Below are 13,066 nucleotides of genomic sequence, written 5' to 3' on the forward strand. Positions count from 1 at the left end.
TGGTGGTTTGTGAATCGGACACTCAGAGGAAGGGGACAGGATCTATGGAGTTCAGAAAGCTCGGACGTACCGAACTTAGTGTTTCGCCGCTTTGCTTCGGCGGCAATGTATTTGGATGGACGGTCGACGAAGCGACATCGTTCTCGCTTCTCGACCGTTTTGTCGATGCCGGTTTCAATTTCATCGACACAGCCGATGTCTATTCCGCCTGGGCGCCCGGCAATGTGGGCGGCGAATCCGAAACCATTATCGGCAACTGGCTGAAATCCCGCGGCCTGCGCGACAAGGTGGTCATCGCCACCAAGGTCGGCGGCGAATTGGGGCCTGACGAAAAGGGCCTTTCCCCGGCCTATATCCGCAAGGCGGTCGATGCTTCCCTCAAGCGGCTGCAGACGGATTACATCGATCTCTATCAATCGCACTGGGATGACCCGGAAACACCGTTCGAAGATGTGCTCGGCACCTATAAGGAGTTGATGGAGGCCGGCAAGGTGCGGGCCATCGGTGCGTCCAATCTTACGCCGGAGCGACTGACCGAGGCGCTGAACGTCGCCCATTCACATGACCTGCCGCGCTACGAAAGCCTGCAACCGCTTTATAATCTTTATGATCGCGGGGATTTCGAAAACGGGCTGGCAAAAATCTGTCGTGACAACGAGATCGGCGTAATTTCCTATTATTCGCTGGCTGCGGGATTCCTGACCGGAAAATACCGTTCCGCTGACGATCTCGGACAAAGCGCGCGCGGAAAATCAGTCGAAAAATATCTGACGGATCGCGGGTCGCGGATCATTGCGGCACTTGATGACGTGGCCCGCAATCTCGATGTCACGCCTGCTCAGGTTGCGATCGCCTGGCTCATCGCCCAGCCGTCAGTCACAGCCCCCATTGCCAGCGCCACACGCTCGGCCCAGCTGGGCGAACTGATCGCCGCAGCCGAACTGGAACTCAGCGAGGATGAAATCACCTTGTTGAACGAGGCAAGCCGTTAAACTTCAGAGCATCCATCGAAGGGTAGTCCTACCCTTCGATTTCCTCTCGCAGCATTTCCAGCTCCAGCCATTCTTCTTCCATGGCTGCATTTTCGGAGCGCTTCTTCTCAAGCAGGTCGGCGGTCTTGGCGAAAAGCGTCGGGTCCTTGGCGTAAAGCTGCGGATCGGCGAGCTTGCCTTCCAGCACGGCGATTTCCTTCGCAAGAGCGTCCATCTTGCCCGGCAGCGTTTCCAGCGCAAATTTTTGCTTGTAGGAAAGCTTGCGCTTTTCCTCACGCTTGGGCTGCGGTGCGTCCTCTTCCGGCTTTTCGTCACTTCTGCCGCCAGACGCCTTGACCGAGCGCCGGTTCAAGGCCTGCTCCTTGCGCTGCGCCATCATGTCGGCATAGCCGCCCGCATATTCGAGCCAGCGCCCGTCACCTTCCGGCGCAATAACCGAAGTAACGGTGCGATCCAGAAAATCGCGGTCGTGGCTAACCAGAATGACCGTGCCGGGAAACCCTGCGACCAACTCCTGCAGCAGATCAAGGGTTTCCATGTCGAGATCGTTGGTCGGTTCGTCAAGGATAAGCAGGTTGGCAGGACGCGCCAGAACGCGAGCCAGCATCAGGCGGGCGCGTTCGCCGCCGGACAACTCGCGAATGGGCGTGCGTGCCTGTTCCGGCTGGAACAGAAAGTCCTTCATATAGGACACGACATGCCGCTGCTCGCCGTTGACGACGAGGCTTTCGCCGCGCCCATCCGTCAGATAATGGGCCAGCGTCTCGTCCAGATTGAGACTTTCGCGCTTCTGGTCCAGTTCCGCCATTTCAAGATTGACGCCAAGCCGCAAGGTTCCCGAATCCGGTTCAAGCTTGCTGGTCAGAAGCGACAGAAGCGTCGTCTTTCCCGCACCGTTGGGGCCGACAAGACCGATGCGGTCGCCGCGCTGCACGCGGATCGAAAAATCCTTGACCAGTACGCGCTCGCCATAGGCCTTGCTCAGCCCCTTGGCTTCGATCACCAGCTTCCCGGATTCCTTCGCATCGCTTGCCGCCAGCACCGCCGTCCCTTGCGCCTTGCGATGATTGCGAAAATCGGCGCGCATGGAATGCAATTCGCCAAGACGGCGCATGTTGCGCTTGCGGCGCGCCGTGACGCCGTAACGCAGCCAGTGTTCCTCACGCGCGATCTGGCGTCCGAGCTTGTGATGATCGCGCTCTTCTTCTTCGAGCACCTTGTCACGCCATTCCTCGAAATGGCCGAATCCCTGCTCCAGACGGCGCGTTATGCCACGATCGAGCCAGACGGTCGCCCGGCTGACATTTTCCAGAAAGCGCCGGTCATGCGAAATCAGGACGATGGCCGAGCGTATCTGGCGCAACTCGCCTTCCAGCCATTCGATGGTGGTCAGATCCAGATGGTTGGTCGGCTCGTCGAGCAGAAGCACATCGGGCTGCGGCGCGATCACACGCGCAAGGGCAGCACGCCGCGCCTCACCACCGGAAAGATGATCCGGCTTCTCTTCGCCGGTCAGCCCCAGATGTTCGAGAAGATAGGTGACGCGATGCGGGTCGTCGGTAGGCCCCAGCCCTGCTTCCACATAGGCGCGCGCATTGGCGAAGCCGTCCATATCCGGCACCTGTGGCAGATAGCGGACAGTTGCACCGGGATGTTTGAAAACCTCGCCCGATGTCGCTTCCACCATACCGGCAGCAATCTTGAGCAGGGTCGATTTACCCGAACCATTACGCCCGACCAGCGCGATGCGGTCGCCCTCGCTCACCGAAAGGCTTGCATCCTCCAGAAGCGGCGTGCCCCCGAAGGTGAGCTTGATCTGGTCGAGACGAAGGAGTGGTGGTGCCATGGTTCTCTACGATAAACAGGATTGAAAATTCCGCCCTGCTTGTCCGCGACAAAAGCCGTTCTGTCAAATGGAACGGCACCAAAAGGCCCGTGAAAAACAAACAGGCCGGGTTTCCCCGGCCTGTCCGCAAAACTTATTTATCCAGCAATTACTGGCAAGGCGCTTCGTACACGCGGCCATACGGATCGCGGTAACGGCAATACTGCACGCCATTGCGGGTCTGGGCTGCACCAAGCAGCGTACCGGCAACCGCACCGATCGCAGCACCCGTGAGTGCACCGCGGCCATTGCCGCCGATTGCGCCACCGGCGAGAGCACCGATTGCCGCGCCACCAACACCGTAACCGGCCGTGCGCTGTTCATTCGTCGTGCATGCAGCCGTCGAGAACGCGAGCACGCCAGCAACAGCAATCATCGTAAGACGTGACTTCATTGAAACATCTCCTACAAGAGTTGAACTAATCACCGACTTTGCGTCCCCAATTTCGGCGTAAAGCAGATGACACCCGCTTGACCCATTTACAATACGTTTCAATTGTCAGCGTCAAGCTCTTTCGATTGATAAGGTTAGCAGCCTCAGTGCGGTTGATCCTCCATCACCAGATTGGCGATAAGTATCGCTAGTCCAGAATGCGCAGTAACGCGAAGCGTTCCACGAACGACGTTGGAAACTGTCCAGGAAGAGCCGAAAGGCAGTGTAACATTATCTAACGGCCACTCCGCATTTGTGATCGAAAGACCTTCTACGGTGCTGAAATTGATAACACTGAACGGCGTCCCGTCCGGAAAATCATAAACATAATCGCCGGGTGGCAGGGGCCAGGCCTCCTCCGACCCGCTGGACAGAAGCACGTCGCGCCCTTTTGCAGCCTGCGCTGTCGCCATGGTCAGATGCAGAAGCGTGTGGTCGGTGCGCTGCCCGCCGAAGGCGCCACAAAGGATCACGCGATCCGCGCCCCGCGCATAAGCCTCCTCGACGGCCAGTTCACCGTCCGTCATATCCTTGGCGGACGGAAACGTCTTCTGCAGCACGTGACCATATTGCGCGCGCAGCTCGGCAGAGGTCGAATCGAAATCGCCAAGCCAGAGTTCCGGTTCAAAACCGAGAGCGGCAGCGTGGCGAATCCCGCTATCGGCAGCGAGAATACGCGCACCTGCAATTTGGCGTTTCAGGCGATCGGTCACGACCAGATCGCCGCCAAGAAGAATGACGAATGTGCTCATAAGCCGCTCATAACACGGGTAAATCCGGGCCGGAAGCCTGCATTCGCTGCCGTTGCCATTCCTCGCCTGAAAGATTATTGTCGCAATCGCTCTAACGGGGTGCCGTCTGCTTTCGCGGACGGCTGAGAGGTCCAAAGAGCATTTCCAGCAAAAGTGTAAAACGGTTTTGCGCCCGGAAATGCTGAATAAAACGGCCAACCCGCTGAACCTGATCCGGTTTGCACCGGCGGAGGGATTAGATGCTCCATAAACGGCGCTCAATCCTCTTGTATAGAAAGAAAGGAAGTGCCGTGATGCGGCTTTTGTCTTTGTTGGCTTTTTCATTTTCCGCAGCCGTCGCCTTTGCGCCTTCGGCGCAGGCGAAAGACAAGCTCACCGTCTATACCTATGACAGCTTTGTTTCCGAATGGGGTCCGGGGCCGAAGGTCAAGGAAAACTTCGAAAAGGAATGCGATTGCGAAGTCGACTGGATTGCTTCCGCCGACGGCGTTGCCCTGCTCAATCGCCTCAAGCTTGAGGGCAGCAATACCAAAGCCGACATCGTGCTTGGTCTCGATACCAACCTGACGACCGAAGCGCGGGCCACCGGTTTTTTTGCTCCAAGCGGCATCGACCAGAGCAATGTAAACGTTCCGGGCGGCTTCAAGGACGATATCTTCGTTCCCTATGATTATGGCTATTTCGCCGTGGTCTACGATTCCGAAAAGCTGCCCAATCCTCCCAAGAGCCTGAAGGAACTGGTCGAAGGCGATCCTTCCCAGAAGATCGTGCTGCAGGACCCGCGTACCTCGACGCCGGGGCTTGGCATGCTGCTTTGGATGAAATCGGTCTATGGAGTTGAAGCGGAAGCAGCCTGGCAGAAACTGCAAAAGCGCATTCTCACCGTCACGCCCGGCTGGTCGGAGGCCTATGGTCTCTTCACCAAGGGCGAGGCCCCGATGGTGCTGTCCTATACGACGTCTCCCGCCTATCACATGATCGCGGAAAAGACGGATCGCTATAAGGCCCTCGCCTATCCAGAGGGCAATTATCTCCAGATCGAACTGGCCGCCCAGACCACCACCGGCGCGAAGAACCCTCTGGCGCAAAAGTTTCTGGCTTTCATGACCGGTCCCGGCTTTCAGGACGCCATCCCCGAAACCAACTGGATGTACCCGGCAGGCAAGACCTCCGCTCCGCTTCCAGCGGCTTTCGATGCGATGCCGAAGCCGGAAAAAACGCTTCTCATCCCGTCGGACGAAGTGGCCGGGAACCGCAAGGCGTGGGTCGATGAATGGCTGGCCGCGACCAGCAAATGACGGCATTTCCGGCACAGCAACGCTCGAAAGACATATTCGCCGCCAGACCGGTCGCGGGCATGATGGCGCTTTGCTTTCTGGTTGTGCTTGCCGGTGGCGCGCTTGTGGCGCTTGCATTCGAAGCGGGCCGCGGCGGCTTCGATGCCGCGGCCAATTTCGACGCCTATCTTTGGCGGGTTGCGCGCTTCACGATCCTGCAGGCAATCGCTTCGAGCCTGCTATCCGTGCTGTTTGCGGTACCGGTCGCCCGTGCACTATATGCCGAAGCAAGTTTTCCGGGGCGCGGGCTGATCCTGCGCCTGTTTGCCCTGCCGCTTGCTCTGCCAGCCCTTGTCGCCGTGCTGGGCGTCACCAGCATCTATGGCCGCAACGGGTTCATTGCCCATCTGTCAGAAGCTGCGGGGCATCCGTTCCAGCCGGACATCTACGGCATCACCGGTATCCTCATCGCCCATATTTTCTTCAACATGCCGCTCGCAGTCCGTCTCATTCTGGCTGGTTACGAATCGATACCGACCGATTACTGGAAACTTGCCGCGCAGCTTGGCATGGGCAATCGGGCGCGCTTCCGGCTTATCGAATGGCCGGTGATCCGCCGCAACCTGCCGGGCATGATCGGCCTCATCTTCATGCTCTGCGTGACAAGCTTCACCACCGTGCTGACGCTCGGCGGCGGCCCCCGCGCCACCACGCTGGAAGTTGCGATCTATCAAAGCCTGCATTTCGATTTCGATCCGGGCCGCGCCGTCGCGCTCACCTTCACACAGCTTGCGCTGACATTGCTCGTGCTTCTGGCCCTCCGTTTCACCGGAAGCCCGTCCGAAGAAGGCTTTACCCATGCGGCAACGCCGCGACGCTACGGTAAGGCCCCTCCGGCTGAACGCGCCGTCAACATCATCGTCATCGGGATAGGCTTTCTCTATGTCGCGCTGCCGATCACGGGCGTTGTCGTCTCCGGCCTCGCCGCCGATCTGGTGCGGCTCTTGACCGAGAAAACAGTCTGGCGCGCCATCGGCACCAGCCTTGCCCTCGGTTTTTCAGCGGCACTGCTATCGGTCATTCTGTCGCTTGCGCTTGTGTCGGCACGGGAAGCGGTGAAAAAACGTAAACTCGCCAACATCTTCGATACCGGCGCGAGCCTGATCCTCGTCATGCCGCCCATCGTGATCGGCGCGGGCTGGTTCATCCTGCTTCGCCATTTCACCAATCCTTTCGCAATGGCGCCTTTCATGGTCGTCACCGTCAATGCCGCCATGGCCATGCCCTTCGCCGTGCGTCTCCTGCGCCCGGCATGGGACACGGCGGCAAGCCGCCACAACCGTCTTTGCGCACAGTTGGGCATTCATGGCCTCAATCGTTTCCGGCTCATCGACTGGCCTTCGATCCGCAAGCCCCTCGGCATGGCCTTTGCTTTCGCCATGGCGCTTTCCCTTGGCGACCTTGGCACGATTGCCCTGTTCGGCAGCGACGCGCTTTTGACCCTCCCCTATCTTCTCTTGCAGCGCATGGGCAGCTATCGCACATTCGATGCAGCGGGCCTGGCGCTCATTCTCGGCTTGCTGTGCCTCGCACTGATGATGATCGCGGATCGCGCATCCCGAAAGGAAACGCCTTCTCTATGAATGCCCCGATGGACGCGGCTACCGAAATCCGCCTCGATAACGTTCGGTTCAGCTATGGCGAAACCGCCATGCATTTCGATGCGACGATAAAAGGCGGCGTCATCGCCGCGATTGTCGGGCCAAGCGGTTCGGGCAAATCGACGCTTCTCAACCTGATTGCCGGTTTTGAATTTCCGCAATCCGGCCGCATCCTGATAGGCGGCAACGACGTCAGCGAATTCTCACCGGCGGACCGGCCCGTTTCGATGGTGTTCCAGGAAAACAACCTGTTCGCCCATCTGAGCGTCGAGCAGAATGTCGGTCTCGGGCGCTCGCCGAACCTGAAACTCTCTGCAAAGGATCGCGCCGACATCGCGGAAGCTCTCTCGCGTGTCGGCCTTGCGGGCAAGGAACAGCGCAAGCCTGAAGCGCTTTCCGGCGGCGAACGGCAGCGCGTGGCGATTGCCCGCGCGCTCATACGCCAGCGCCCTGTTCTACTCCTTGACGAAGCCTTTGCCTCGCTGGGCCCCGCGCTGCGGCATCAAATGCTGGATCTGGTCAGGGAGCTTCAGCTTGAAACCGGCATGACGGTGCTGATGGTCACCCACACGCCGGAAGATGCAATCTACCTCGACGCAGTGTTGCTTTTTCTCGACACTGGTCGCATTTCCGCGATGGGGCCTGCTGTTGAACTGCTTTCCCCGACTGGACCGGAGGCCCTGCGGCGCTATATCGGCGAAAAGCGGAATTCGGGCTGAACCTCAAATAGAGTTACGGCTGCGGACATATTTTGTTCGCAATCTGCCGGAAGAACCGCTGCAGATTTCTTGTACTGCTTGTATGCGTTCTGGTCTGTGACTAGATTTGGCCACGGATCAAGCAATCTGATTCAGAAGCGAGGATAAAATACTGTTCCGTCAATCGACCCGTTCCCGGGCCTTCCTGTGTCTACCCATCTCCCTGCCAGAATGGACGCAGCAAAATTGGCGGAAACCAGCCATCGGCCTTGGCTTGCTTGCGGTCGCCCTGATTTCCGGTTGCCAGTCGATCAATTCCAGCAAGGATCTGGGACTGCAGCCGTCCGACAATCCCGTGACGGTCGACAATGTGACGCGCAACGATCGGCTCGCGCAGCTCGGCGCCCAGCAGCATCCGCGCATTCTCGCGACCTATGGCGGCGAGTACAAGGACCAGAAGCTTGAGCGCATGGTGGCCAAGATCGTCGGCAAGCTGACGACGGTTACCGACAAGCCGGACCAGACCTATCGCATCACCATTCTCGACAGCCCCAATATCAACGCCTTCGCATTGCCGGGCGGCTATCTCTATGTCACGCGCGGCCTGCTCGCGCTCGCCAACGACTCCTCCGAAGTTGCGGCCGTGATCGCCCATGAAATGGGCCATGTCATCGCCAATCATGGTATTTTGCGCCAGGAGAAGGAGGCGGAGACGGCCATTGCCGGTCGTGTTGCCAGCGAAGTGCTGCATAATGAATCCGCCAGCCGTGAAGAAGAGCTGCGCGGCAAGCTGCGGCTTGCCCAGTTCTCGCGTAATCAGGAATTGCAGGCGGATGCCATCGGGATCAAGATGATCGGTGAAGCCGGTTACGATCCGTTCGCTTCGGCACGTTTCCTGCAGTCGATGGAAGCCTATCAGAGCTTCCGTTCGGTTTCCGGCGCAACCGATGCAAGCCTCGACTTTCTCGCAAGCCACCCGGCAACGCCACAGCGCATCCAGCTTGCGCTTGGTCATGCACGTCGCATCGGCGCACCGGGCGTCGGCACGACCGATCGTGATTCCTTCCTCGACGGCATTGATGGTCTTCTTTATGGCGACTCGCCCAGTGAGGGTTATGTCCGCGAACAGACCTTCATCCACCCGAAGCTCGGCGTCACCTTCCGCGCGCCGGATGGTTTCAGCATCGACAATTCGGCCAATGCGGTCATGGCCAGCGGCCCCGGCGAAGTGGCCATCCGTTTCGATGGCGCATCTCTTCCAGCGGGCTCGAACCTAGCCGATTATATCCGCTCCGGCTGGGTGACAGGTCTCGACGATAGTTCGATCCAGACCACCACCATCAATGGTTTGCCCGCCGCGACCGCGCGTGCCAGCGCCGATCGCTGGCAGTTCGACATTGTGGTCATCGGCGCCAATAACAAGGTCTATCGCTTCCTTACAGCGGCACCGAAAGGCAGCAATCCCCTTCTGCCCGCCTCACAAACTGTCACGCAATCGTTCCGCCTGCTGTCGCCTGCCGAACAGAACTCCATCAAGCCGCTTCGCATCCGTGTCGTAACGGTGAAGCCCGGCGACACGCTGGCCAGCCTGTCGGCCCGCATGCAGGGTACGACACGCAAGCTGGAACTATTCCGCCTTCTCAATGCCATGTCTGCGGGGGCGACAGTTTCGGTCGGCGACCGCGTGAAGCTGATAAGCGAGTAAGACAGAATGACGGAAACACTTGTCCACTCAGTGCTGGCCGGAAAAGTCGCCCCTCTCGGGAGCCGTGGCGTCCCAAGCGGCATCGACAAGCAGCCGGTATCCGGCAAGGTTCGTGTGACATTCGAAGGGCTGGACTGCGACGCGCAGGGCGACCGAAAGGTGCATGGCGGACCAGAAAAGGCGCTCCACCATTATCCGCATGACCATTACGCCCTCTGGCGCGAAGAAATCGGTGACAATCCGCGTCTCGGCGCAAGGGGCGCCTTTGGCGAAAACATCTCGACCTCCGGTCTCGATGAACGCAATGTCGCCGTGGGAGACCGGTTTCGCCTTGGCAGTGCGCTTGTGGAAGTATCGCAGGGACGCCAGCCTTGCTGGAAATTGAACGAGCGTTTTGCAACAGCGGATATGGCGGTCCGCGTCCAGAAGACGGGACGGACGGGCTGGTACTATCGCGTTCTGGAAGAAGGTCATGTGGAAGCCGGCGATTCGCTGACGCTTGTCGACCGCCCTTCACCGGAATGGACGCTGCATCGCGTCTGGCATCTGCTTTATGTCGATACGCTGAACTATGACGAACTGGCCTTGATGGCCGGGCTTTCGCACCTCGCCGACAGCTGGAAGCGCTATGCCGTGCGCCGCCTTGAAAATCGCAAGGTCGAGGATTGGTCCTCCCGGCTCGAAGGCAAGACAGCCGAACCACAAAACTAAGGAGGAGCCGCCTGGCCCCTCTTCTTGGTTTTCCGACCCTCGCGAACTATGCCTGGTAGGCCGCCAGTTCGTGCTGGCTCAACAAGGCGATCTTCAGCTTCTCCATCGCACGGCTTTCGATCTGCCGTACACGTTCCTTGGAAATACCGAGCTTTTCACCCAGAGCCTCCAGCGTCACCCCATCGTCATCGAGGCGGCGTTCACGGATAATGTGCAGTTCGCGCTCGTTCAGCGTGTCGAGCGCCACATTGAGCCACTGGTTACGGCGCTCCATATCGATGGAGCTTTCGGCGATTTCGTCCTGCAAGGGATGATCGTCCACCAGAAAATCCATGCGGCGCGACGCGCCCGATTCTTCACTGTTCACAGGTGCCGAAAGCGAACTATCCGGCCCGGACAGCCGGCTGTCCATGATCTCGACGTCGCTCGTAGAAACACCCAGCTGATCGGAAATTTCCCGGTAAATCTCGGCCTTGCTCATGGTATCGTCGGATTGGGCCAATTTCGAACGTAGACGGCGCAGGTTGAAGAACAGCGCCTTCTGTGCCGAACTGGTGCCTCCGCGCACGATGGACCAGTTGCGCAGGATATAATCCTGCATGGAGGCTCGAATCCACCAGGACGCATAGGTGGAGAAACGCACTTCCCGTTCGGGATCGAAGCGGGCTGCAGCTTCCAGAAGGCCGACATAACCCTCCTGGATGAGATCGTTCATTGGCAGCTTGAACTTGCGAAAGCGGCCCGCCATCGAAATAACCAGACGCATATGTGCGGATGTGATGCGGTGAAGGGCTTCCTGATCCTTCAGTTCCCGCCAGCGAATGGCGAGATCGCGTTCTTCTTCGCGCTCCAGATAGGGAGCCGACATCGCGCTGCGGATCATGGATTGGGAAGAGGCTGCTGTCGCCGGGAGACTGCGTGCAACCATAGGCGTGCGATTGGCCGGAACTGTGGAAGAACTGCTCATGGATGACTGCTTCATCTGGTTCTCCTGTTCTGAACTCACGCCCGTCGGGCGTTCAGTGGAAGGATATGCCAGTCCCACAAAGACTCATTGGACGAGCTAGCGAATTCGCCCAAAACTCCCCGCCAGGCCCATTCTTTGGCCAACATGATTACGCCGCAAAACAAACCCGTTTACGAACTGGTGTCTGGGAGAACGCACCAGCGTCGATCAGGTTCCCTATCGATCAGGATAATTCTCGGACCAAGCGGGATAATGTCCGGAAAGGTTAAGGAGAGGTTGCAAAGATCGATAGAATTTTAACCAGAACGATATTGCGGGCAGCCTCATGGGGAACGAGGCCGACCCGGCTTTTCTTGACTGAGGCAAATAAAAAGCCCGGCTAAAGCCGGGCCTTTTAAAAAAGAAGGGAAGTAAAGCTTATGCGGCTTCAACTTCATCGTCGTCAAGATCGGCCTCGGCATCGGCCTTGCCGCGCTTCGGTCCCTTGGCGAGATTGGCTTCGATAAGACGAACAGCTTCGGTTTCCGAAAGCTTGTTCACGGCAGCGATTTCGCGCGCCATGCGATCGAGGGCAGCTTCGTAAAGCTGACGTTCCGAATAGGACTGTTCCGGCTGGTTTTCAGCACGGAAAAGATCGCGAACGACTTCCGAGATCGAGATCAGATCGCCGGAATTGATCTTTGCATCATATTCCTGCGCGCGGCGCGACCACATGGTGCGCTTTACACGTGCGCGGCCCTGAACGACCTTCAATGCACGTTCAACATAATCGGTCTCCGACAGCTTGCGCATGCCGATGGAGGCGGCCTTGGCGACCGGCACCTTCAGGCGCATCTTGTCTTTTTCGAAATCGATCACGAAGAGTTCGAGCTTGTGACCTGCCACTTCCTGCTCTTCGATCGTTACGATCTGGCCGACGCCATGAGCCGGATATACGATGGCCTCACCGGCCTTGAAACCGCCACGCGCTACTGGAGACTTTTTCTGCTGGGATGACATACGCTTCATTACTCCCTGTTGTGCCCGGCGCGACCCGCCGGTTGACACATGATGGTCGACCGCGCTCCGGAGAAATGAAGCACGGACGTTGCTTGTCGGTTTGCAACTGAAAACGTGTCTGACGGCAAATCTAACCGACCGGGTGTACGGTGAGGGGGACGACGCCAGATCGCAATCATCTTCCCCGGTGCCATTCAGCCCGGTACTAAAGATCAGCCCTTTCAGAGATTAACGCATAGCGCCACGACTTGACGTCCAGTCACCGAAATTATTGTGACAACCTAACACAATTTCGCGCAAGAATCAACAAATTGCCGGATATGCCGTATCCGACAACGCAACACACCTAAAAGATGGGCGTTTTCCCGTGATTTCATTCGTCTTTTGCCGGTGCATCGCAGAAAATGCAAGTGTTAAATCCTGCTTTTCCGTAATGCCGGTTACCCTGTCAGTCTTAACAGGATAACCTATGGTGTTCCAGAAGTGCGAAGTCTTCGGAAACAACGAGATACTTATATAATACCGTCATGCTTGCAGCAGCCTGAAAGCCGGGACTGCAATACCATGCCGGTATTAGTCACCGCTGCCCGGCTCGGCAGAGAAATACTTCTCCAGCTTGCCAGCCACGCCGTCCATCTCCTTGGCTTCGGGAAGGGCGTCCTTCTTCGCGGTAATATTGGGCCATTTTGCCGCATATTCCGTATTCAGTTCCAACCACTTGTCGAGGCCCGGCTCGGTGTCGGGGCTGATCGCCTCGGCAGGGCATTCCGGTTCACATACGCCGCAGTCGATGCACTCATCAGGATTGATGACGAGCATGTTTTCGCCTTCGTAGAAGCAATCGACCGGGCAGACCTCGACGCAGTCCGTATATTTGCAGCGAATGCAATTATCGGTCACGACATACGTCATCGTCGAACTCCTGTTGCCGCCCGAATTACTGAACAGGCAGCTTATCTATCCTAAAGCTTTGCGCCGATACTCCG

At 58.2% G+C, this 13,066-nt stretch carries 12 protein-coding genes and 1 riboswitch; of the genes, 6 read left to right on the forward strand and 6 right to left on the reverse strand.

The window, feature by feature from the left end:
* The first annotated feature begins 44 nt into the window (after window positions 1–44).
* Window positions 45–992: an aldo/keto reductase gene (locus tag JNC63_RS15450; protein ID WP_063620152.1), complete on the forward strand. Its 948-nt coding sequence runs from the start codon at window positions 45–47 to the stop codon at window positions 990–992.
* A 28-nt stretch (window positions 993–1,020) separates the two neighbouring features.
* Here the strand turns inward: JNC63_RS15450 and JNC63_RS15455 are convergent, their stop codons facing one another.
* From JNC63_RS15455 to JNC63_RS15465, 3 genes are all read right to left on the reverse strand, one after another.
* Window positions 1,021–2,838, reverse strand: a complete 1,818-nt coding sequence (locus JNC63_RS15455) for an ABC-F family ATP-binding cassette domain-containing protein (protein ID WP_063620153.1) — start codon at window positions 2,836–2,838, stop codon at window positions 1,021–1,023.
* Between the two features lie 148 nt (window positions 2,839–2,986).
* Window positions 2,987–3,271 carry a YMGG-like glycine zipper-containing protein gene (locus JNC63_RS15460; protein ID WP_006471279.1) on the reverse strand — a complete coding sequence of 95 codons (285 nt, stop codon included), beginning with the start codon at window positions 3,269–3,271 and terminating at the stop codon, window positions 2,987–2,989.
* Window positions 3,272–3,414: 143 nt separating this feature from the next.
* Window positions 3,415–4,062: a thiamine diphosphokinase gene (locus JNC63_RS15465; protein WP_063620154.1), complete on the reverse strand. Its 648-nt coding sequence runs from the start codon at window positions 4,060–4,062 to the stop codon at window positions 3,415–3,417.
* Between the two features lie 85 nt (window positions 4,063–4,147).
* Window positions 4,148–4,314, forward strand: a riboswitch (TPP riboswitch).
* Between the two features lie 41 nt (window positions 4,315–4,355).
* On the opposite strand from JNC63_RS15465, the gene thiB reads away from it, so the two are divergent.
* From thiB to JNC63_RS15490, 5 genes are all read left to right on the forward strand, one after another.
* Window positions 4,356–5,360, forward strand: a complete 1,005-nt coding sequence (gene thiB / locus JNC63_RS15470; protein WP_063620155.1) for a thiamine ABC transporter substrate binding subunit — start codon at window positions 4,356–4,358, stop codon at window positions 5,358–5,360.
* The gene (gene thiP / locus JNC63_RS15475) at window positions 5,357–6,982 is read left to right on the forward strand and encodes a thiamine/thiamine pyrophosphate ABC transporter permease ThiP (protein WP_063620195.1); all 1,626 of its coding nucleotides are present in this window, start codon (window positions 5,357–5,359) and stop codon (window positions 6,980–6,982) included. The genes thiB and thiP overlap by 4 nt, the downstream gene beginning before the upstream one ends.
* A gap of 8 nt (window positions 6,983–6,990) precedes the next feature.
* On the forward strand, window positions 6,991–7,719 hold the full coding sequence (gene thiQ / locus JNC63_RS15480) for a thiamine ABC transporter ATP-binding protein (protein WP_063620196.1): 729 nt from the start codon (window positions 6,991–6,993) through the stop codon (window positions 7,717–7,719).
* Between the two features lie 202 nt (window positions 7,720–7,921).
* Entirely contained in the window at window positions 7,922–9,403 is a 1,482-nt protein-coding gene (cdlP, locus tag JNC63_RS15485) for a cell division protease CdlP (RefSeq protein ID WP_063620156.1), read from the forward strand.
* Between the two features lie 6 nt (window positions 9,404–9,409).
* Window positions 9,410–10,114 (forward strand): MOSC domain-containing protein, encoded by a 705-nt coding sequence (locus JNC63_RS15490; protein WP_063620157.1) that lies wholly within the window; start codon window positions 9,410–9,412, stop codon window positions 10,112–10,114.
* 46 nt (window positions 10,115–10,160) lie between these two features.
* On the opposite strand, the gene JNC63_RS15495 is transcribed toward JNC63_RS15490, so the two are convergent.
* The 3 genes from JNC63_RS15495 to fdxA all read right to left on the reverse strand — a co-directional run bounded on the left by JNC63_RS15495 (window position 10,161) and on the right by fdxA (window position 12,992).
* On the reverse strand, window positions 10,161–11,096 hold the full coding sequence (locus tag JNC63_RS15495) for an RNA polymerase factor sigma-32 (protein WP_063620158.1): 936 nt from the start codon (window positions 11,094–11,096) through the stop codon (window positions 10,161–10,163).
* Between the two features lie 402 nt (window positions 11,097–11,498).
* Window positions 11,499–12,080: a CarD family transcriptional regulator gene (locus JNC63_RS15500; RefSeq protein WP_006471273.1), complete on the reverse strand. Its 582-nt coding sequence runs from the start codon at window positions 12,078–12,080 to the stop codon at window positions 11,499–11,501.
* Between the two features lie 573 nt (window positions 12,081–12,653).
* The gene (gene fdxA / locus JNC63_RS15505; protein WP_006467781.1) at window positions 12,654–12,992 is read right to left on the reverse strand and encodes a ferredoxin FdxA; all 339 of its coding nucleotides are present in this window, start codon (window positions 12,990–12,992) and stop codon (window positions 12,654–12,656) included.
* Window positions 12,993–13,066 lie beyond the last annotated feature (74 nt).

This window comes from Brucella ciceri (assembly GCF_041930145.1).
In the GTDB taxonomy this organism is placed as follows: Bacteria; Pseudomonadota; Alphaproteobacteria; order Rhizobiales; family Rhizobiaceae; genus Brucella; species Brucella intermedia.